Annotated in this window: 19 protein-coding genes; 9 read left to right on the top strand and 10 right to left on the bottom strand. The window is 63.6% G+C overall.

Going from position 1 to position 19,703, the window contains the following annotated elements; all coding sequences use genetic code 11:
- Positions 1–50: 50 nt before the first annotated feature.
- Positions 51–1,463, top strand: a complete 1,413-nt coding sequence (locus AC1Q6C_RS10740; RefSeq protein WP_230359360.1) for an amidase — start codon at positions 51–53, stop codon at positions 1,461–1,463.
- 20 nt (positions 1,464–1,483) lie between these two features.
- Here the strand turns inward: AC1Q6C_RS10740 and AC1Q6C_RS10735 are convergent, their stop codons facing one another.
- From AC1Q6C_RS10735 to AC1Q6C_RS10715, 5 genes are read right to left on the bottom strand one after another with little or no spacing between them, the layout of a single operon-like run.
- A complete protein-coding gene (locus AC1Q6C_RS10735; RefSeq protein WP_193595733.1) occupies positions 1,484–3,682 on the bottom strand; it encodes an acyl-CoA dehydrogenase family protein in 2,199 nt (732 codons plus the stop codon).
- Positions 3,683–3,686: 4 nt separating this feature from the next.
- Positions 3,687–4,553: an SDR family oxidoreductase gene (locus tag AC1Q6C_RS10730; protein ID WP_007735961.1), complete on the bottom strand. Its 867-nt coding sequence runs from the start codon at positions 4,551–4,553 to the stop codon at positions 3,687–3,689.
- 41 nt (positions 4,554–4,594) lie between these two features.
- Positions 4,595–5,470 (bottom strand): MaoC/PaaZ C-terminal domain-containing protein, encoded by an 876-nt coding sequence (locus tag AC1Q6C_RS10725; protein ID WP_050655961.1) that lies wholly within the window; start codon positions 5,468–5,470, stop codon positions 4,595–4,597.
- A gap of 7 nt (positions 5,471–5,477) precedes the next feature.
- Positions 5,478–5,909 (bottom strand): type II toxin-antitoxin system Rv0910 family toxin, encoded by a 432-nt coding sequence (locus AC1Q6C_RS10720; RefSeq protein WP_030535858.1) that lies wholly within the window; start codon positions 5,907–5,909, stop codon positions 5,478–5,480.
- A 42-nt stretch (positions 5,910–5,951) separates the two neighbouring features.
- Positions 5,952–7,142 carry a lipid-transfer protein gene (locus tag AC1Q6C_RS10715; protein WP_007735955.1) on the bottom strand — a complete coding sequence of 397 codons (1,191 nt, stop codon included), beginning with the start codon at positions 7,140–7,142 and terminating at the stop codon, positions 5,952–5,954.
- 102 nt (positions 7,143–7,244) lie between these two features.
- Here AC1Q6C_RS10715 and AC1Q6C_RS10710 point away from each other — a divergent pair, with 102 nt between their 5' ends.
- Positions 7,245–7,928: a TetR/AcrR family transcriptional regulator gene (locus AC1Q6C_RS10710; protein WP_007735953.1), complete on the top strand. Its 684-nt coding sequence runs from the start codon at positions 7,245–7,247 to the stop codon at positions 7,926–7,928.
- Positions 7,925–8,476: a GNAT family N-acetyltransferase gene (locus AC1Q6C_RS10705; RefSeq protein WP_376135958.1), complete on the top strand. Its 552-nt coding sequence runs from the start codon at positions 7,925–7,927 to the stop codon at positions 8,474–8,476. Before AC1Q6C_RS10710 ends, AC1Q6C_RS10705 begins: the two co-directional genes overlap by 4 nt.
- On the opposite strand, the gene AC1Q6C_RS10700 is transcribed toward AC1Q6C_RS10705, so the two are convergent.
- The 3 genes from AC1Q6C_RS10700 to AC1Q6C_RS10690 are packed head-to-tail and all read right to left on the bottom strand — an operon-like array spanning position 8,454 to position 11,180.
- Entirely contained in the window at positions 8,454–9,911 is a 1,458-nt protein-coding gene (locus tag AC1Q6C_RS10700; RefSeq protein ID WP_042453242.1) for an HNH endonuclease signature motif containing protein, read from the bottom strand. The genes AC1Q6C_RS10705 and AC1Q6C_RS10700 overlap by 23 nt on opposite strands.
- Before the next feature lie 35 nt (positions 9,912–9,946).
- Positions 9,947–10,597 (bottom strand): DUF6308 family protein, encoded by a 651-nt coding sequence (locus AC1Q6C_RS10695; protein ID WP_492666610.1) that lies wholly within the window; start codon positions 10,595–10,597, stop codon positions 9,947–9,949.
- Positions 10,590–11,180 carry a hypothetical protein gene (locus AC1Q6C_RS10690; RefSeq protein ID WP_030535862.1) on the bottom strand — a complete coding sequence of 197 codons (591 nt, stop codon included), beginning with the start codon at positions 11,178–11,180 and terminating at the stop codon, positions 10,590–10,592. The genes AC1Q6C_RS10695 and AC1Q6C_RS10690 overlap by 8 nt, the downstream gene beginning before the upstream one ends.
- 158 nt (positions 11,181–11,338) lie before the next feature.
- On the opposite strand from AC1Q6C_RS10690, the gene AC1Q6C_RS10685 reads away from it, so the two are divergent.
- Positions 11,339–12,106: an SDR family NAD(P)-dependent oxidoreductase gene (locus AC1Q6C_RS10685; RefSeq protein WP_003944195.1), complete on the top strand. Its 768-nt coding sequence runs from the start codon at positions 11,339–11,341 to the stop codon at positions 12,104–12,106.
- A gap of 55 nt (positions 12,107–12,161) precedes the next feature.
- On the opposite strand, the gene AC1Q6C_RS10680 is transcribed toward AC1Q6C_RS10685, so the two are convergent.
- Together AC1Q6C_RS10680 and AC1Q6C_RS10675 are read right to left on the bottom strand one after the other, a co-directional pair.
- Positions 12,162–14,489 (bottom strand): putative bifunctional diguanylate cyclase/phosphodiesterase, encoded by a 2,328-nt coding sequence (locus AC1Q6C_RS10680; RefSeq protein ID WP_030535863.1) that lies wholly within the window; start codon positions 14,487–14,489, stop codon positions 12,162–12,164.
- Between the two features lie 138 nt (positions 14,490–14,627).
- On the bottom strand, positions 14,628–16,184 hold the full coding sequence (locus AC1Q6C_RS10675; RefSeq protein ID WP_058227446.1) for a TM0106 family RecB-like putative nuclease: 1,557 nt from the start codon (positions 16,182–16,184) through the stop codon (positions 14,628–14,630).
- Positions 16,185–16,308: 124 nt separating this feature from the next.
- Between AC1Q6C_RS10675 and AC1Q6C_RS10670 the strand changes: the two genes are divergently transcribed.
- The 5 genes from AC1Q6C_RS10670 to AC1Q6C_RS10650 are packed head-to-tail and all read left to right on the top strand — an operon-like array spanning position 16,309 to position 19,671.
- A complete protein-coding gene (locus tag AC1Q6C_RS10670; RefSeq protein ID WP_003944178.1) occupies positions 16,309–16,962 on the top strand; it encodes a DUF6474 family protein in 654 nt (217 codons plus the stop codon).
- Positions 16,963–16,976: 14 nt separating this feature from the next.
- A complete protein-coding gene (locus AC1Q6C_RS10665) occupies positions 16,977–17,492 on the top strand; it encodes a hypothetical protein (RefSeq protein WP_492666609.1) in 516 nt (171 codons plus the stop codon).
- Between the two features lie 52 nt (positions 17,493–17,544).
- Complete coding sequence (locus tag AC1Q6C_RS10660; RefSeq protein WP_054188685.1) at positions 17,545–18,207, top strand: YcnI family copper-binding membrane protein; 663 nt, start codon at positions 17,545–17,547, stop codon at positions 18,205–18,207.
- On the top strand, positions 18,207–18,725 hold the full coding sequence (locus AC1Q6C_RS10655) for a copper resistance CopC family protein (RefSeq protein ID WP_003944137.1): 519 nt from the start codon (positions 18,207–18,209) through the stop codon (positions 18,723–18,725). The genes AC1Q6C_RS10660 and AC1Q6C_RS10655 overlap by 1 nt, the downstream gene beginning before the upstream one ends.
- 4 nt (positions 18,726–18,729) lie before the next feature.
- Positions 18,730–19,671 (top strand): copper resistance D family protein, encoded by a 942-nt coding sequence (locus AC1Q6C_RS10650; RefSeq protein WP_003944164.1) that lies wholly within the window; start codon positions 18,730–18,732, stop codon positions 19,669–19,671.
- Positions 19,672–19,703 lie beyond the last annotated feature (32 nt).

Raw genomic sequence — 19,703 nt, 5'->3', positions numbered from 1 at the left:
CCAATATGCTGGACGGACGACCTGAGTGCCTCCGCCTGACAAGGATCCCCATGACCGCGAACACCCCCATCCACGCTTTCACCGACGACGCCCTGGGCGACCTCGACGCCACCGGCGTCGCCGCCCGGATCGAATCAGGCGAGGTGACCGCACGGGAAGTCATGGAGGCATCGATCGCCCGCGCCGAGGCAGTGCAGGGGCAATTGAACGGTCTGGCCTGCACTGATTTCGATCGTGCCCTCGCCAGGAGCAACCGGCCCGCCAAGGGCGTCTTTGCCGGTGTCCCCACCGCGATCAAGGACAACACCGACAGCGCCGGCCTTCCCACCCAACAGGGCAGTACCGCCTTCACCGCGGTCCCCGCCAAAGCCGACAGCGATTTTGCGAAGCAGTTCCTCTCCACCGGGGCCATTTCGATCGGCAAGACCCGACTGCCCGAGTTCGGGTTCAGTGCGTCCACCGAATACATGACGGAAGAACCCGTCCACAACCCGTGGAATCCGGCGTACTCGTCGGGCGCTTCCTCGGGAGGCGCAGCCGCGCTTGTTGCTGCCGGCGTACTCCCGATCGCGCACGCCAACGACGGCGGTGGATCGATTCGCATTCCCGCCGCTGCCTGCGGACTCGTCGGACTCAAACCCACTCGCGGACGCACCATCGCCGATCCGGCCGACAAGTCGATGCCGATCCGGTTGATCGCCCAGGGCGCCGTTACTCGGACTGTTCGCGACACTGCACGATGGATGTCTGCGGCTGAGAACTACTACCGCAATCCGCGACTCGCACCGGTTCGCTTGATCGAAGGACCCAGCTCAACCCGCCTGCGCGTCGGCGTGATCGCCGATTCCGTCACCGTCACCAAGACGGACGACGAGACGCGCAAGTCCGTCGAAGCTACGGCCGAACTCCTTGCAAGCCTTGGCCATCATGTCGAGGACGCAGCACTGCCCGTCGGCCCCGAATTCATCGACGACTTCAGCATTTACTGGGGCTTTCTGTCGTTTGCCATCTCCACCGGTGGCAAACAAATGCTCGGACCCGACTTCGACAAGTCCGGCACCGACAATCTCACCAAGGGCCTCTACACGCTGTACCGGAAGAACCTGGTGAAGACGCCGCGCGTGCTCTACCGTCTGCGACGGCTCCAGCAGCAGTACAGCGCCATGTTCTTGAAGTACGACGTCGTGCTCTCGCCGGCTCTGGGGCACACCACCCCCGAGCTCGGATACCTCTCTCCCGCTCAGCCTTTCGAGGAGCTTTTCGACAAGTTGATCGCGTACACGTCGTTCACGCCGCTGAACAACATCTCCGGAGGTCCCGCGATTTCGCTACCGATGCATCAGACCAGCCATGGTTTGCCGTTGGCTTCGCATTTCTCCGCCGATCTCGGCGACGAGCGCACGCTCCTCGAATTGGCCTTCGAACTGGAAGAGGCTCAGCCCTGGAGAAGAATCCAGGACTGAGCCCCACCCGATAAATACCCTCAGTCTCGCGGCAATCCGAGCATGCGCTCACCGATCACGTTGAGCTGCACCTCGGTTGTGCCGCCGTAGATGGTGGTGGCACGGCCCGAAATGAGCTGCTCCATCGCCTTGTCGCTTGGCTGACCTGGGATGCTGACCGCTCCGGCAGCACCCAGTTCGGCGACGACGAACTCGGCGATCGACTGGCTGATCTTCATCGCCAACAGCTTGCCGACGCTCGACGTCGTACTCACGTCGATTCCCGAAAGTTGCTTGAGCACAACGCGGGAGCCGATGAGGTCGATCGCCTGGCTCTCGGCCACCAGCTCACCGACGCGGTAGCGTCCGATCGGGCTCAGGTCTGCCGACTTCGCGAACTTCAGCAGATCGGAGTCCGAGGCGTACGCCTCCATCTTCTGGCTGAGCGCGACGCGCTCGCCGGCCAGCGTCGTCCGGGCGACGTTCCAACCGTCGTTGACCTCACCGACCACGTTCTCGTCGGGGATGAACACGTCGTCGAGGAACACCTCGTTGAACAGCGCCGAGCCCGTCATCTCACGCAGCGGGCGGACGGTGATGCCCGGTGTCGACATATCGAGCACGAAGTAGGTGATGCCCTGATGCTTCGGCTTGGTGGCGTCCGTGCGGGCGATCAGCATTGCCCAGTCGGAGAACTGAGCAACCGTGGTCCAGATCTTCTGACCGGTGATCTTCCAACCGCCGTCGACCTTTTCGGCCTTCGTCGACAGTGATGCGAGGTCGGAACCAGCACCGGGCTCGCTGAAGAGCTGGCACCACACCAGCTCACCCTGCAGGGTCGGCACGGCCAGCTCTTGCTTCTGCTTGTCCGAACCATGCGCCACGACGGCCTGCACTGCCCACGTTCCCATCAGAAGCTGCGGCATCGAGATACCGGCAGCCTTGATTTCCTGGGAGATGACGATCTGCTCGAGCGGAGCGGCGCTGCGCCCGTACGGCTTCGGCAGGTGAGGCTGAACCCAGCCGCCGTCGCCGAGCGCGATCAGCTGGTCGTCCTCGTCGAGCTCGACCAACTTGGCAAGCTCGGCCGCGATGCCGCCGCGGATCTCCTCCGCCTCTGGCGGCAGTTCGAGAACCGAAGCCCGGCTGACACCGTCAAGTGCCTGCTGCGCAACACGGTTGGCACGATCCTCGCGGGTACCGAGAATGCCGCGGATCGAGAGCGCGCGCCGGTAGTACAGGTGGGCGTCGTGCTCCCACGTGAAGCCGATGCCGCCGTGGACCTGCACACAATCCTGCGCTACCTGCACTGCGGCGTCCGGCACGATGACTGCTGCGATATCGGCGGCAAAATCTGCCGTGTCGTCGCCCTTGTCCAATGCGCTTGCCGCATCCCACACAACGGCGCGTGCCTGCTCGAGCGCAATGCCCATCTGCGCACACTTGTGCTTGACGCCCTGGAACTGGCCGATGGGTCGCCCGAACTGCACGCGTGTCTTGGCGTACTCCGACGCAGTGGAAACGCACCAGGACATGACGCCGACGTCTTCGGCGCCGAGAACGACTGCGGCAATGGACCGTACCCGCGCCTCGGTGAGACCGTCGAGTATCCGTTCGGCGCTGATCTGAGCATTGTCAGCTTCGATCCGCGCACTACCGCGCAGCACGTCGATGCTGTCCTGAACGGTGATCGCGACTGCGCTGCTCTCGAGCACCGCGTAGCGAACGCCCTCGGGCAACTGGATCGGAACCAGCAGTACGTCGGCGTGCTCACCACCGAGCACACCGTCGAGTGCGCCCGTGATCTTGTACCCACCGTCCGACGACTCGGCCGCCAACGGTGCACCCAAGGCGACTGCTGCCGTACGACTTCCGTCGATCAGACCGGGCAGGAACTCGGGTCCCGCCTTGGAATCGGCGACACCGAGAACGGCACTTGCCAATACCGTCGGAACGAACGGGCCGGGAGAGACTGTGCGGCCCAATGCTTCCAGTGCCACTGCCAAGGTCAGCAGGCCGGCGCCGTGACCACCTTGCTCTTCCGGAACCGCGAGCCCGAGAAGGTCCTGCCCGACGAGCGCCGTCCAGAACTGGGGGAACTTGTCCTCGGTCCGCGACTCCACGGCCGCGCGCACCTGCTCGGTGGTGATGGTGCGCTCGGCGAAGGAGCGCACCGAATCTGCAAGCGCGGTGTGCTCCTCACTCAGCCCGAGACCGAGTTCGTATGCGTTGCGTGCCATGCGCTTACAGTCGTTCTGCGAGGTCAGCGGTGGTCCAGGGACCCTCGCTCTCGATGGTGTTCACACCGTGCCAGCCGGCGAGTTCCGTGATGGCCCCACCCTGAACGGCATACACCTTGCCGGTGAGCTTGCAGTCCGCCGCCGCTAGATAGGCCACCAGCGGGGAGATGTTGGACGGCGCAAACGCATCGAACTCACCCTCGGGGACCTCGGCCGCGAAGAGCGCACCCATACCGGGTGTCGCCAGCGTCAGCCGAGTACGCGCGATCGGCGCAATAGCGTTGACACGCACGCCGTATCGATCGAGCTCGTCAGCGGCCACCAGAGTCAGGGCTGCGATGCCCGCCTTGGCGGCGCCGTAGTTGCCCTGGCCCGCGTTGGGCATGAAGGTACCCGAAGCCGAAGCGGTGTTGATGACCGAAGCGTTGACGGTCTCGCCTGCCTTGCTCTGGTCCTTCCAGTACGCGGCAGCGTGGTGCAGCGTCGCTGCGTGCCCCTTGAGGTGCACGGCAATGACTGCATCCCACTGGCTCTCGTCCATACCGGCGATGAAGGCGTCACGAAGAATGCCGGCGTTGTTGACCAGTACGTCGAGTCGGCCGAACTCGCTGACGGCCTGCTTGACGAGGCCCTCGGCGCCGTCCCAGGTGGCGATGTTGTCGGTGTTGGCAACAGCCTTGCCGCCTGCAGCGACGATCTCGTCGACTACCTGCTGCGCGGGGCCGGCATCTGCACCGGAACCGTCGTTTGCGCCGCCGAGGTCGTTGACCACGACGCTCGCACCCTCACGAGCGAAGAGCAGCGCATGCTCACGGCCGATGCCGCGTCCTGCTCCGGTGATGATCGCTACGCGACCGTCGAGACTTCCCATCAGTTCAGATTCCCATCAGTTCAGTTGTCGGACATGAAGACTCATTTGTCGGCGATGACCGCGAGGCCGTCCTTGATCACGAGGTCGCCGACCGCACTGGTTTCGTACGAGTACGACGTGGCTCCGTCTGCCGAACTCGACTTGTAGAACACCGTCTCGATGTCCTGTGTCGGGAGTACGGGTTTCGCGAATCGCACTGCGAGACGGCGCAACCGCTCGGTCTCGCCGCCTGCCAGTTCGGTCAGGGCTCCCCACGACGTGAACGCCATCGTGCACAGTCCGTGGTTGATGATTCCGGGGAGCCCGGACATCCGAGCGATCTCCTCGTCAAGGTGGATCGGCATCGGATCGCCGGAAGCCGGTGAGTACCGGAACGTCTGGTCCTCGTCGATATGCTGGTTCACCACCGCTGCGGGACTACCAGCGCGAAGAGCGTCGTCGAATCGGTGTTCGGGAGCCTTCTCGCCCAGTCCGGGGCCCGCGTCGACCTTGCGGAAGAACGCTGTCATCCATTGCTCGTTGACCAATTCACCCTTGTCGGTTTTGGTTTCGACGTAGATGACGACGGTGGACCCGTTGTCCCGGCCCTCGAATCCGATGGGCTTGGCGCGAGCGACCAGATGGTCGCCAGGGTAGATCGGACGGTGGAACAGGAAGTCCTGCTCACCGTGAACGAGCTTCATCAGCAGTTCGACCGGCGCCACCGACAGCGCAGCGGGTGCCATCGACATGAAGACGGGTACCACCGCGAAGACCGGCGGAGCGATCTCGCCTTTCAGGTGTCGCTCGATGGGGTCGTTTGTGGCAGCGGCATATTCGGCGATGCGCTCGGCTGTCACCTCGAAGTGCTCCGGATCGGTCCATACGTCCAGCCCGGACGTATCGAATTCGACCGCGTTGGTCTTCGGTGTCGTCATCGAGCCGTTACCCGACCAGCTCGGCGAACTTGGCCAGCGAGGCCTCGAGATCAGCCTTGGCGTTCTTGGCAACTGCCTTGCCGATCGGCCCGACGATCATGGTGCCCTTGAAGCTGGCGTCGACGGTTGCCTTCGAACCGGCACCGTCGGCCTCGACCGAGAGGATGAATTCGACGGTGACGCCGGCCATTCCGGTTCCGGCGATCTTCACCATCTTCGGAACCTCGACCTCTTCGACGGTCCACTCGATCTTGTTGGCCATACCCATCACGGAGACGACCTCGGTGAACTTGGCGCCTAACGCGACCTCGGTGGGGAGTTCACTCTTCCAGCCCTGGTGAATGGTGAGCCACTCTTCCCAGCGCGACAGGTCGGAGAGCGCATCCCAGGTCTTCTCGGGGGATGCGGGCAGTACAGCGGAGACGGAAACGGAAGCCATGATGAAACTCCTAGTGGGTAGCTAGCGGGTTGAGGGTGTGATTCAGCGTGCGTAGGGCTTGTATGCGGTCACGACAACTGCACCGCCGAGTCCGATGTTGTGCTGGAGGGCGACCTTCGCGCCGTCGACCTGACGCTTGTCCGCGGTTCCGCGGAGCTGCCAGGTGAGTTCGGCGCACTGCGCGAGGCCTGTTGCTCCGAGGGGGTGGCCCTTCGAGATGAGGCCGCCGGACGGGTTGACCACCCAGCGTCCGCCGTAGGTGGTGTCGTCGGCGTCGACGAGCTTGCCGCCGTCACCTTCGGCGCACAGTCCAAGTGCCTCGTAGGTCAGCAACTCGTTGGTGGAGAAGCAGTCGTGGAGTTCGATGACGTCGACGTCGTCGGCGGTGATCCCGGCCTGGGCGTATACCTTCTCGGCGGCCTTGCGGGTCATGTCCGCGCCGACGAGGCTGATGGCGCTCTTGTCCTCGAAAGTGCTGTTCATGTCGGTGACCATGGCCTGTCCGACGATCTCGATCGCCTGAGCAGCGAGCCCGTGCTTTTCGACGAATGCTTCGCTGGCGATGATCGCCGCGCCGGATCCGTCCGAGGTGGGCGAGCACTGGAGCTTGGTGAGCGGCCCGTGGATCTGGCGTGCTTCGAGGATCTGCTCGAGGGTGTACTCGTCCTGGAACTGGGCGTACGGGTTGTTCAGCGAGTGCTTGTGGTTCTTGACGGCGATCTTCGCGAACTGCTCTGCAGTGGTTCCGAAGCGTTCCATGTGCTCGACGCCCGCGGCGCCGAACATGTACGGAGCCGGCGGCATCGCGAACTCCTGCAGCTCGGCGAGAGCGAGGAGGTGCCGCATGAGGGGCTGTTCACGGTCGTCGTAGGTGGATCCGAGGGACCCGGACTGCATCTTCTCGAAGCCCAGCGCGAGTGCGCAGTCGGCCTGACCACTCTTGACCGCCTGCGTGGCGAGGTAGAGCGCGGTCGATCCCGTCGAACAGTTGTTGTTCACGTTGACGATGGGGATACCTGTCAGACCGAGCTCGTAGACAGCGCGCTGACCTGCGGTGGACTCGCCGTAGACGTAGCCGACGTATGCCTGCTCGACCTCGGTGTAGTCGATACCCGCGTCTTCGAGCGCCTTGGTACCCGACTCGCGTGCCATATCCGGGTAGTCCCACTCGCGGGCTCCCGGCTTCTCGAACTTCGTCATGCCGACGCCGACGACAAAAACCCTGTTACTCATTGCCACTCCTGAAGAGAACGGTATCTGTGTGTGACACGCTGTCCCACCAAAGTATGTGAGACATCTTGTCCAGTCAATGGCGGGGTGAGTATCGTTCGATTTATGACAAAAACAGCCGAGTCGGCGCAGCCCGACGGGCGCAGCACTCGCTGGAATGATCACAAGGAGCAGCGCAAAGCGCGGATCCTCGACGCAGCACTCGATGCAGTCAACGAAGGTGGCGCCGACGTCGGCGTCCAGCAGATCGCCGAGCGCGCCGACGTCCCCCGTTCCGTTGTCTACCGGATCTTCAAGGATCGAGCCGACCTCGACGAGCAGCTGCGAGTCCGCATCCTCGAGATGATGATGACCGACCTGACCCCCACCCTCACGCCACAAGGCACCGTCGGCGAGGCCATCTCACGGGCCGTCGAGACCTACCTCCAGTGGATTGTGAAATATCCACGACTGCACCACTTTTTAGGCAAGGGCTCGCCGAGTACGCGGGCCACCGGTTCGAAAGTGGTGACCGGAACCAAGACGGCAATCGCCGTCCAATTGGGAAATTTGTTGGGCACGATCCTCACCAGCCGTGGCAAACCGTCGAAGATGGCTGAGCCCTTGGCTTTCGGCGTCATCGGATTGGTCGACGTCAGCGTCAACCGTTGGCTCAGCCAGCCGGGTTCCGATGTGACCAGTGCGGAATTGGCCGAATTCCTCGAACGCTCCATCTGGCAAGTCCTCGACGGCAATCTCCGGAGCATCGGTGTCGACATAACGCTGTCGACCCCCATCGCCGACCTGTGACAGTCACCGAACTACCCTGGACACTCGACGGACGGGGACTTCAACTGATCCAGGTTCCATCACTCGCCCTGCACGCACTGGGTGAAGACAACGCCACTCTTGCAATGGAACTCGCACCCAACCTCCTGACCCCGTATCTCCTCGGCGAAGAATGCCAGGGCTTGTGGCGCTACCGGAGCAAGCAGATAGCAGAGAATCCCCTCGACAGCGCGTGGATCACCCGCATCGCAGTCGATGCCCGCACCTCGACGCCGGTGGGGTTGGCCGGATTCCACGGTCGCCCCGATGCGCGCGGGATGGTGGAGGTCGGATATCGCATCGACCCGGCGTTCCGGCGCCAGGGCTACGCACGGGCCGCCCTCGAGATACTTCTCGACGTCGCAAGTCGCGAATCCGAAGTACACACCGTTCGAGCGACCATCAGCCCGGACAATGCCGCATCTCGAAACCTGATCAGCCAGTACAATTTTTGCGAAGTCGGTGAGCAGTGGGACGAAGAAGACGGTCTGGAGACCATCTTCGAAGTCAGTGCCTCTCCGGAACCGTGACAGCCGTCAACCCGCTGGTTTTATCGGTCCAGTGAATGGCACGGTCCTCCAGCATCACCGGCGTCCACAACCTGTATGTCTTCACCTGATGGTGATGACGACACAGGCATTGGAGGTTGCTCGCAATGGTCCACCCACCACGTCTCGGATCGGAAGGATCGAACTCGGTGATGTGGTCGAGTTGGCACCTGTTCGCGGGCACCGAACAACCAGGGAACCGGCAGTGACCGTCCACGGCCCGCACCAATGCGGCCAGAGCCGCTCCCGGAGCATAGGTCAGCGCGCCGGGAGGTGGATCGTGCTGGGCGCCGTGCCCATCCGATCTTCGAACGATGTCCGGGGATCGCGCGACCAACCGTTGCATTGCCCGAATCCGATCCCCGCAGCCGTTCGGTTCGCGACTTGGGCGATCACGTCGGGTGACAAGCGGCAGGACAGTGGGAGCATGCTGCCGACGCGGTCGATTCCCCGCGACCTGGGCGCGGAAATCGACGAACAAGGCCTGCCAGGTGGAATCAGCGGAGAGCTCGCGAGCAAAATCAGGATCGATCGGCCCGTATCCGTCGATGCTCGCGGGATCTGACGTCAATCCGAGGAGCGTCGCCAGATCACACACGATGTGCAACAACGGCTTCCGACGTGAGGATGCAGTCGATCGAGCTGCTGGGGATACTGCCTCGCACGTTTCGCTGCCACACTGGCAAGTCAGCCCCTGTTCGCCGTGCAGGAGAGCTACCAGTGCGTCGGCCCTACGGGTCGAGACATTTCGTGGATCGTGGTTGCAGACGCTTCCGGCGGCCTCGTTGATCAGGCCAAGCGCTTCGACGGCCTCGGTCGCACTGAGTGTTGCCTGCAACTGGGCGAGTCCGTGACGGTCTGCACGCGTGCGAACATCGCGGTGTTCCAGCATCTTCCGGCGACGTTCGGCGGCAGCATCCGGATCGTAGGCAAAAAGCTGGCGCTCGATGTCGCGCTCCAGTTGCCCGGGCGGAAGACGGTGCGCCGAGGCAAGTACCCGGCGCTCGAGTGCTGCGATCGCCTCCGGATCGGCCCCGGTGAGTCCGTCGACAATCTTGCGCACACGCGCATAGTCCAACTCGCCGGCAGCGAAGGCGGCCTTGGTGAGCGGAAGGAACTCCCGTAGGGCATCACCGATCTCGATGTGGACTTCGGCAGTACGACGCGAGCACGTGAGCATGACCGCGATCTCGTTGCATGCGATCCGCCACGCCTTGTCGACATCACCGGACACGTCGAGTTCGGCGTTGAATCGCGACTCCGACAACATGGATGCACCGAGCACCTTTTGCGCGGCTAGCATGTTCTCGCTCTGCGCCGTCGCAAAGAGCATGTCCGGCAACACGAGTGGGTCGACGACAGGACGGCCGTCATCGACGGATGTCCCCACACCGCTCGTCAATCCATCATCGAACATACATTCGACACTAGACCCGCCCACCGACAAGAAAACTAGGGTGCCGGTTTGTATCCCTTACCCTGCATCCAGGCGAGCACATCCAACACCCTGATGACCGGAACGGATTCGACGAGACCTGCTCGTGCACGTAGATCGAGGAGTCGACTCTGCAACTCGTCTTCCCGCATGGCTACGCGAACAGGTTCCAGGTGGGCCGACTTCGTTCCCAACTCCCGCCCGATGACGTCGTCGTAGATCGGGAAGAGTCGCGGACGCTTGCGCGCGATCAGTTTGGACGCCATGGTTCGCCCGACACCGTGAATCTCTCGAAGCGCCGTCTCCAACCGCCACACCGGGGATTCCGGAGTGAAGGGATCGGGTTCGTTCGACAGATCGCGATCCGGGCCCACGTCCGCCAGGAGTCGGTTCAGTTCGGCATTGTTCTCCCCGAGCAGGAAGAAGGCTCCTTGCGCCGGAACCTGAACCGACAGAAGAGTCACCGCAACAAGATCTTCCGCGGTGAAGATGTTCGCATCACGATCGCGATTGCCACTGGGATCCCAGGAATCCCACAACGCACCGGTTCGGAGATAACCGGTCTTTCGGAGCGGCCTCGTGAAATATTCCTGCAGCACGTCGACCGCGCCGTCATCGTCCCCGTCTCGCAGCACACGCGGGAGTCGGATGGGCAACTGATCAACCATGGTCGAGCGACCTTTCCAGTACATATTTGGCGAACCCGGCGTTGTGATACTGCCGAAATGGGCCCTTGCCCTTGGCAACAAGATGCTCCGCGAGCGGACGAACCGTCGTCATGTCGACGGGCAGTTGAGCAAACTGTTCCAACGCATCCGAGTCCTCGAGACTGCAGTCGATCACGGTCCCGTCGCCGTCGGCGGACGCCAACTCGGTGCGTCTGATGGCGACCAGATCGTGCTTGGCGTCGAGTTCTTCGATGCTGCAGCCGGTTCGCGATTCCAGTGCCGAACTGGATACGTAGACGGACATGACGTGCTCGATCGGCTTACCGCCGACCAGATGGCACTCGACGCTCAGAATCTCCATCGGACCGATATTGAGCGTGAACAAGCGATGGCGCTCCGCGGATCGGTTGGTCGACGGCAGGCAACTGATCGTCCACTGTTCGATCTCGACGGCGGCCGGAGCGTCGAACGCGTAGGAGAGAACCTCGGCAATCAGTTCGGCGAGATCTTCGAAGAGCGGGTCGCGCTGCAACCGCTCGAAATTCTCGACAGAAGCGGCGGGACGCACAGGCGCCTTGCTCACGCAGGTCCCCTCTCGTCCGGTGCTTTGCTCTCAGACCTCGCGTCCAAGGTACCCAGCCCTACGCGGGTCTCGCGCGTTCGCCCTCACATACACCCTCGCGTTATGGTTCTCGACACGTACCACCGCCTTACCGATCGCTAACTCGAGGAGCACACGAAGTGGAAATCAAGGGAACCGCAGCACTGGTCACCGGAGCGGCATCAGGCCTCGGCGCCGCAACAGCCAAGCGCCTCGCCGACGCCGGCGCTACCGTCTTCGGCCTGGATCTGCCCGCGTCGATCGAGCGCGCAGGCGACAACGTCCCCGCCGGCGTCACCCTCATCCCCACCGACGTGACCAGCGGCGAAGAGGTCGAAGCAGCGATCAACCAGATCGTCGAGTCGGGCTCCCCGCTGCGCATCGTCGTCAACTGTGCCGGTGTCGGCTGGGCCGGACGCATCCTGTCCAAGAAGGGTCCGCACGACCTCGAGCTGTTCCGCACGGTCATCACCGTCAACCTGCTCGGCACCTTCAACGTCATGCGCCTGGCCGCCGACGCCATCGCCAAGACCGAGGCCGTCGACGAGTCGGGCCAGCGCGGCGTCGTCATCAACACCGCTTCCGTTGCTGCCTTCGAAGGCCAGATCGGCCAGATCGCGTACTCCGCCTCCAAGGGCGGCGTGCACGGCATGACGGTTCCGGCTGCCCGTGACCTTGCGCAGTTCGGCATCCGCGTCAACACGATCGCTCCCGGCATCATCGACACCCCGATGCTCGCAGGCGTCACCGACGAGTACCGCAAGGGCCTCGAGGCCGGCGTTCCGTTCCCGTCCCGCCTGGGCCAGCCGTCCGAGTACGCGCAGCTCGCGCAGATGATCGTCGAGCACGACTACCTCAACGGCGAGACCATCCGCATGGACGGCGCACTGCGCATGGCGCCGCGCTAACCTCCCTGCTGTGCGCCTTTATTAACCGCCCGCGGTTAATAAAGGCGCACAGTTGTCAGAACGAATGAAAATACCCACCGTTGGAGTGGGCAGTTGCGCTGAGGTACTCGGCTACTTCCTTCGCCGGCATCGGTCGGCTGATGTAGTAACCCTGAACCAATTCGCAACCGGCGGTAAGCAAGAGCCTCAGCTGGTCGGCCGTCTCCACGCCTTCCGCCAATGACTGCATACCGAGCGCCTTCGCCACCTCGACCACCGAAGTGACAACTGCCGAATCACCCTCGCTCAGTTCGGTGATGAACGACCGGTCGATCTTGAGGATGTCCAACGGCAGTTTCTTCAAACTCTCGAAAGACGAATAGCCGGTTCCGAAGTCGTCCAGGGCAATCGCAATTCCGGTGGCACGCAGGCGATCCAACTCGGCGACGGCAAGCTCCTCCACTGCTCCCGTCTCTGTGATTTCCAGCTGAAGCCGTTTGCCGGACAGACCGCTTGCCTCCAGCGCATCGTTCACGGCCGATCCGAACCCGGACGACATCAGTTGCACCGGAGAGACGTTCACCGTCACGTAAGTGTCGTCGGGCCACGTCGCGGCTTCGGCGCACGCCATGTTCAGTACCTGAAGCCCCAGAGGGACTATCAAGCCGGTCTCCTCCGCGACATCGATGAAAATGTGCGGTGCAAGCACGCCCCGCACCGGGTGATTCCAGCGAAGCAGTGCCTCGAAACCCTCGACGCGGCCGGTGTCCGCACGAACCTGCGGTTGGTAGTACAACTCGAACTGCCGAGACTCGATCGCAAGCCCAAGTTCTTGCAGGGCCGATGCTCGCTCCCTGGCCCGCGCCCGCAGCACCGGTGAGTATCTTCCTACCCGGTTCTTGCCGGCGGATTTTGCCGCATACAGCGCCAGGTCGGCGGACATGACAAGCGTGTCCGCATCTTCGGAATCTGCGGGTGCGCCGGCATAGCCGATCGATGCACGAACCTCGATGCGATTCCCCCGCACGTAAAACGGCTCACGCAATGCATCCAGATAGCGAGCGAACACCTCTCCGCCGTCCCCTGTTCCCCGCAAGACGACGCCGAATTCGTCACCACCGATTCGCGCACACATGGCGCCGTCGACCACCCGATTGAGCCGTGCAGCAACGGAAATCAACAATTTGTCACCGACAGGGTGCCCTAACGTGTCGTTCACCGACTTGAAATTGTCCAGGTCGAGGATTCCGACAAGGACTTCCTCGCCGGTTCGGACGGTGCCGAGCGCGTCGGACAGCTCCGAGCCGAACGTCCGGCGATTCGGGAGCCCGGTCAGTCCGTCGGTTGCAGCAAGCCACAGAATTCGCCGCTCGTAGTTGTACTTCTCGGTGATGTCCGAGCCCACGCCTCGCCAACCCACGAACTCCGTGGCCTCGGATAGCCTGGGATGACCCGACAGAGACCACCATCGGTCGACGCCGTCGACACGAACGGGAATGACGACCTCTCGAAACGGCATGAGGCGGTCGAGGTGATCTCCGATGACCTGGACCGCGGCTCGGCCACTCTTCGTCGAACCCACGTCGAGCCGATCCAACAATCCGCGCAGCGACAGGGTTCGCAAGTCGGAGACGGGAACTCCCGAGATCTGCGACAGCCGAGCGGAGGTGTGCGACAACGTCCCGGTGGTGTCGACTTCCCACAGCCAGTCGCGTGACCCACCCTCGAAATCGTCGAGAAGCAAACTGACCGTCTGGCGCTCGGCAGCAGCCTCGAACTCGGCAAGACAACGACTTCGGAACGACGCCCAGAGGTACACGACGCCGATAATCAGTGTCACCGAGTACACGACCAACTGGAACGAGAGGACAGCATATTCCGTAGTTCTCTTGGGCAGGATAACGACGAGCAATCCGATGCTGTGCACCAGAATCCACGCTACCGCTATCGACCGAACCGTCGACAATGCTACGGCGCCGGCGCCCATGACTCCGGCGAATGTCGCTAGAAGCACAAGCTTTCGCGAGTTGTCCGTCACGGGAAGCATCGCGGCGGCGAGAACGACAAGCAGAAGCCCGAGCAGGATCACCTCGAGCATGAGCGCCCAGTAGTCGTACCTCGTCGTATGTTTGGGCGTGTACCGGCCCTTCAGGACGACTCGCGGTATCCAGACGCGCACCGAATTGAGGACGACCAAGAAGGCCGCAGAACCCCAGATCACCCGAAACTCGTTGTGACCGGGGGGTACGACATACACAAGCAAAGCGCACACGCTGAGTACATTGACCATGTTGGCCAGTGGCGCGACCGTCGTCACCTGCAGTATCTGGCGTGCGAAGAGGTCGCGCCGCTCGACGTCAGACAGTTCGGCGTCGCTCGCACTCGAAGTCAGCCTGCTCAGCATGCAACACCCTCCATCGTGGAGCCGACCAGATGAAGGTAGCGCGGATGCGGGTTCCGGACACACGATGACGAGAAACTACGAGTTGAAACATACTGTTCAATAGGATGTTTCAGACAATCGCGACAGAACGGATCAGCGCTACAACTCGGAAGCCAGCGGAATTTCCTTCTCCGCGCGGTCCGTCATCCACTCACGGAGGACCTTGGTGGCAATGACGTCGTCCTCGTTGTACTGCAGGATGCGTGTCCGCTGCGTCTCGTCCGGCTCACCGTCGTAGCCGACCGCCTCGCGGTACCACGCCATCGACGCTTCACCCCCGGCCTCGGCGTCACGCCAGTTGAAGCCGGCGACGGGCGCAATCTTCTTGAGCCCCTTGCCGTTCGGGCAGATGAACTGATCACTCACTGCTTGATAAATGTCGACCCACTGCGGACTGTCGATGAACTCGCGAATCTCGTCCTTACTCGGAATCCCGGGTTCACCGGCAAACCTGCGCGCCGAGTCCAACAACCACTTATCCTCGGCTGAACGCGAATAACAGTATGCGGCAAAGGTTTTACCCGAAGCAGCGGCCGCGGCACGCTCCGCCATCAGCCAGCCCCAGAACTCTGCGAACGACCGCGCCTCGTCACGCGTCGGCAGCGGATCCCACGTCGCAAATCCTCGATACATCGAGAAGCCGCCGACATTGAGCAACGTCCCCCACAGGTACGCGCCGTGCTCCTGATAGCTCTCCATGTCGACGTCGATCTCGATGTCCGCCCGAGTCACCGAGATCTTCTCGAACCGCCGCACCAACGGAGCATCTGCCAACCACGCCTTGGCGATCACGACTGCGTCGTCGAAATTTCCGTGCGGCCAATCCTCGAGCGGCTCACCGTCCCAGGCGGCCAGCTGATCGATCGTGTTGCAGCCCACGTCGCGCAGAAGCTCGGCCCGCGATCCGACAGCGACGAGGCTGACGTCGCGGTTGCGGACCAATTCCTGCTTGCATTCGGTCCACCACGGGCACGACTTGCACTCGCTCACCTGTGACGGAGACGTCAGCACCTCACCGCGGGCCACAGCGATACGGTCGGCGAAACGCTCGTCGTAATCGTCGAGAATCGCGCTGAGGTCGTGGACGAGGATGCAGTCTCCGTTGTATCCGATCGCGCCTGCCGTCAGCGACGGGCTCGCCAGCCCACGACGCTCGAGCATCCGATAGACCTGCGCGACGCGCATCTGATCGCGGACCTGACTGCGGACCTTGCGTTTGGGATCGGCCGCGGGCTCCCATTCGAAGAGCCCCGAGGTGATCGCGCCCTGGCCGGGATCGGTCACCTTGTGATTGACGACAATGACGGGGATGTACCCGCCACCCTCGTCGTCACGGATGAGCATTTCGCAGCGACCCTTGCGTCCGGTGTCGCGCTCGACCGGCAAGACCGCGCCCCAGATCCGGTCCGCGCCGGCCTCACAGGCAGCCAAGGTGTCGCGAGCCTGAGCCGACGCCGATTGGTCGGGGTTGATCTTCACCCAACGCTCGGGAGCAGCACCGATCACGAGTTCGGCGATCTCCGCGCGCTTCGCGATCGCGGCATCCTGGCGCTGCTTGACGCCGGTGTCGACGGGTTCCGAAGCCGATTTCCCGGGAAACAACCCGTCCAGACGCACCCGATGACGGCATCGGGTCAACGCCCCCGAATCGATGATCGGGAGCTGGGGCGCGGGGTTGTTAACGGAACACACGATGACGAAGATTATGTGCTCCCCTAGGCTGAAGCCGAAGCGCAGGTACCTGGCAACACACAAACACCTGGAAACGGGGTCCTTTTCGATGGGGTTGTTCAAGAAGCGAAAGTCTCGTGCCACCCGCAAGGCGGAGGCAAAGGCTCTCAAGCACAAGGCTGAGGTCGAGGCGAAGCTCAACGCCAAGAGCCAGCGTAAGCGCGACAAGGTCGAGACCAAGTCGCTCAAGAAGCTGGAGAAAGCCGAGATCGAGTCACAGCACAAGATCGAAAAGGCGCAGATCGCGACCCTGAAGGCGCAGGAGAAGGCCGCTGCGAATCAGGGCCTGACCGTCGCCAAGGTGCGTAAGTACCTGGGAGTGGCACGTCTGCTTGCCCCCGTTCTCCTGCCGATCGCTTACCGCGCAGCCACGGCGGTGCGCGCCCAGCTCGACACCACGCGTGCACAGAAGATGGGCATCGCCGTCGACCAGCTCGGTGACTACACCGGTCACGGCGCGAAGTTGAGCGCTCGTATCGCCGGCGCCGAGAGCTCGGTCACCGAGATCCTCAGCCGCAAGCCCGACGACGCGGAGACGCAGCGTTTCGCCGCCGCCATCCGTGAGCGCCTCGGCGACCTCAGCACGGCAGTTCGCGCTGCCGAGCAGATGCCGCAGGCTCGCCGTAAAGCAGCTCACCAGGCGATTTCTTCCGAACTCGACGGCGTCGAAGCAGATCTGCTCGCACGTCTCGGCGTGCGCTAGACCTGAGAACGCCAGTGAGAGCAGCCGAGCAGTCCGCGACCCTCCGGGGGACAGCTGTCGGTTCCGCTTCGGCTGCTCTCGCTGTCGCCGCGCACGGGATCGGCGGAGGCGAGCTGCCACAGTCGTCGTCGCTGACCCTGTTGCTCGCCGTCTGCGCAACCGTCGGCGCCGTGACGGCCACCCTTCCCGCCCTCTCACGGGGGCCCGCTGCCTTGATCGTTGCTCTGGGTCTGGGTCAGTTGGCCGCGCACACCACCATGACGCTCTCCGAGCACGCTCATTCGCCCGCTCCGGGATTGGTGATGCTCGGTGCTCACGCCAGTGCCACCGTCGCTTGTGCGGTGGCGGTCCTGGCCGCCGAGCGCCTCTACCGAGTTGTCACCCACGCTCTCCACATCGTCCTGGCGTCTCTGGCTCCCGCCGCTGTCACTTCCCGCGGCCACACCGTCTCGACCGGAATCCATCACGGACCTGTCGACGCTCTACTTCGCGCCAGCATCTCGCGGCGCGGTCCTCCTGCCCTGGTCTGAAGATTCGTAGAACGCCCCACCCCTTCACCAGACCAAGAGGACACTTCCCGACATGAAGAACACCCTGATTTCGCGCGCGGTTGTCACGACCGTCGCTACCGGCAGCGCCGTGCTGCTGGCCGCCGGAATTGCTTCAGCACACGTCAGCGTCGTCGCACCAGGAGCTGCGCAGGGCGGATACTCCGTTCTCACGTTCCGCGTGCCCACCGAATCCGACACCGCTTCGACCACCAAGCTGACGGTCGCACTCCCCGACCTCAAGTCGGCACGCACCGAACCGATGCCCGGCTGGACCGCAGTCGTGGAGAAGGACCCCACCTCGTTGGTCGCCAAGTCCGTGACGTGGACCGCCGACCCCGGCGTCGGAATCGCCCCCGGCCAGTTCCAGCAGTTCGTCCTTTCTGCCGGCCCGCTGCCGGAGCAGGACGAGGTCGAGTTCAAGGCCGTCCAGACGTACAGCGACGGCAACGTCGTCAACTGGGATCAGGAAGAGCTTGCCGACGGCAGCGAGCCGGACAAGCCCGCCCCGACGCTGACTCTCGCCGCGTCCACCGGCGATGCCCACGGAGCGCCTGCTGCCGAGACGTCCGCCGCATCCGAAGCCGCTGACTCTTCGTCGGACAACACCGCCCGCTGGCTCGGCGGCGTCGGCCTGGTGCTCGGCGCGTTGGGCGCTGCACTCGGCCTCGGCGCACTGGTCAGGAGCAAGCGCTGATGAGTACCCGGATCAAGGTCATCGCCGTCGGCATGCTCGCGATGCTGGCCACGATGCTCGGAATGGGCACGGCCAGTGCACACTCCGCGGTCGTCGGCTCCAACCCGGAAAACGGTGCGTCCATTCAGGTTGCGCCTGACACGGTTTCGGTCACGTTCAACGAGGCTCTGCAGGCACAGTTCGCGGCGCTGACGGTCACCGGCCCGGACGGCAACCTCTGGACCAAGAGCGATCCGTCCGTCGAAGGACCCACTGTCAGTGCAGACCTCGGCGATCTCGGGCCGACCGGCGTCTACACCATCGCGTACCGCGTCACCTCCGCTGACGGTCACCCCGTCAACGGAACCCTGACGTTCACCCTCACCGAGGCGGGGTCGGGCACTCCCGGCGCTGCCGCCGCGTCGAGTACGGGTGAGTCGGAGTCCGGCAGCATGCCGGTGTGGATCTTCATCGTCGCCGGCGTCGTCGTGTTCGGCGGTGCGCTGTTCTTCGTGCTCCGTAAGCCGAAGTCGAGCTGATCGCGTGACGGGTACGGCAAACAGGTGGTGGTTGCTGTTTGCCGTACCCACAGCTCTGCTGGGAGTCCTGATCGCCTGGGGCCTCGCCAGCCCGTCGGGACCCGAATCGTCGAGCACGGTCCGCGTTCTCGCGATCGGATGTGGTTCGTTGACCCTCGGCATCGCGACGCTCGCCTGGATGGGCCGCAGTGAACGCCGCCCGGCGACAACCCCCGCCGTCATGTGGACTCAGCTCACCGCGGTGGCAGCAGTGTGGCTCGTCGCCGAGATCACGCTCCTCGTGCTCAATGCCGCAGCGGCCGACGGCGCCCCGGTCACCTCGCTGACCATCGGGCACTTCGGCGCATTCGTCTCCGAGGTCAACGTCGGCCGCGTCGGCGTCGCGATCATCGCGTGCGCGTTTGCCGTCGTCTGTTACGGCATCTACGGATTCACCAATCCCGAGACGGTGCCCGTCGCACCGGCATTGGTCGTCTCCGCGTTGGCGCTCGCTGCCCGCCCGATCACCGGGCACATGGCGCAGCAGAGCTTCGGATCGATCCTCGACGCCGTTCACGTCCTCGCTGCGGCCTTGTGGTTCGGCGTGCTCGCCGCACTCGCGCTTGCCGTACCGTCGCGCGGTGCCTGGGCGATCTGGTTGCCCAAGTACTCCGCTCTCGCCTGGCGATGCGTCCTCGCGCTGGTCGTCACCGGTATCGTCAACGCCGTCGTGCGACTCGACTCACTCTCCGCCTTCTACGACACCGCATACGGTCGGGTGATCCTCGCCAAGATCGTGGCGATCGGACTGCTCGTCGCCCTGGGATGGTGGTGGCGCCGGACATGGGTGGTCGCGAGCGCTGCACACCGCATGAGTTCGGACGGATCTCTGCGTCGCGCCATCGGTGAAGTTGTCTTCATGGCCATCGCATTCGGGCTTGCCGCGGCCCTTGCGACAACTGCGTAAGACGTGCCTCAGCGCGACATTTCGTGACCCGC

It is taken from the genome of Rhodococcus sp. MT28, from assembly GCF_058792695.1.
This window is presented reverse-complemented; position numbering and strand designations above follow the sequence as displayed.